This is a genomic window from Kitasatospora sp. NPDC088783, from assembly GCF_044750705.1.
GTDB classification, from domain to species: domain Bacteria; phylum Actinomycetota; class Actinomycetes; order Streptomycetales; family Streptomycetaceae; genus Kitasatospora; species Kitasatospora fiedleri.
Map to the genome: position 1 here is coordinate 1 of NZ_JBIVKJ010000048.1, position 1,283 is coordinate 1,283.

General features: G+C 71.3%; 1 protein-coding gene. It reads right to left on the reverse strand.

The genetic code is table 11. The features are described 5' to 3' along the window. A partial coding sequence (locus tag ACIP60_RS38280) for an IS701 family transposase (RefSeq protein WP_400694283.1) occupies nucleotides 1–1,227 on the reverse strand: 1,227 nt, incomplete at its 3' end. Between the last annotated feature and the right edge of the window lie 56 nt (nucleotides 1,228–1,283).

Consider the following 1,283-nt stretch of genomic DNA (forward strand, 5'->3'; position numbering starts at 1 on the left):
CGGTGCTTTTGGGTCGAGCCGCCTGAGGGTGAGGAATGCCTGGGCGGCGGTGACGAGGGTGACGTGGTGGTGCCAGCCGCGCCAGGTGCGTCCCTCGAAGTGGTCCAGTCCCAGTCCGTGCTTGAGTTCGCGGTAGTCGTGCTCGATGCGCCAGCGCATCTTCGCCCACCGCACCAGGTCCGCCACGGGGGTGTCGGGCGGCAGGTTCGATATCCAGTAGCCGGTCGGGGCGTCGTGGCCGTCGGGCCACTCGGCCAGGACAGTGGAGGTGGGCAGGACGCCGTCCCACCGGTTGCGTCCGCCGCCCGCCGTCTGGGCGGCCGCCAGGGACTGCTTGCCTGCCATCCGTACGGTCATCACCGCGAACCGTGAGGTCATGGGCCCTTTGCGGCCCTGTCGCCAGGCGGTCTCGGTGAAACGGTCCGCGGCAGCGGCGTCGGCCGCGTGCAGGTCCAGCGACCGCGGGGCGGTGCGGTAGCGGGCGAGGGTGGGCGGCCCCAGCCCCCCGTAGTCGGGGCGGTGCGGCTCGACGTCCAGCCCGTGCGCGACCTCCCTCCCGGTGAGCGCGAGGACGTAGGACAGGCCCCGCTCCTGCAGGCCGTGACGGAAGGGCGTGCTGGTGCCGTAGCCCGCGTCGGCGACCACCACCGGGGCATCGAGCCCCCACTCGGCCACGTTGTCCAGCAGCCCGAGCGCCAGGCGCCACTTCTCCTGGTGAACGGTGCCCTCCGGGACGCCCGCCCGGCGGCACCGCCCGGGATCGTCCGTCCACTCGCGGGGCAGGTACAACTGCCGGTCCAGCGGGCACGACGCGCTGTCGGTGGCGGCATGGACGCTGACCGCGACCTGGCAGTTCGCCCGCTTGCCCAGCGCCCCGCAGTACTGCCGGGCCACTGCGGCAGATGCCCGGCCGCACTTGGGGAACGACACGTCGTCGATCACCCACACCTGCGGTGCGATCACCTCCGACAGCCGCCGCGCGATCCGCCTGCGCACCGGCCACGGATCCCACGGCGACTGGTTCACGAACTGCTGCAGGGCCTGCATGTCCCCGTCCGGCAACCGCGCAGCCATCGGCTGGATCGACTTGCGCCGACCGTCCAGCATCAGACCCCGCAGGTAACAGGCACCCCACCGACGCTGGTCCCGCCGCGGCAACGACCCGAACACATCACCCACGAACTCCGCCAACTCACCACGGAGCCGCTCCACATCCCCCAGCTTCACACCCGAAGAATGCCCACCAACAGGCAAGATCACCCAACGTAACGAAGCACTACTAG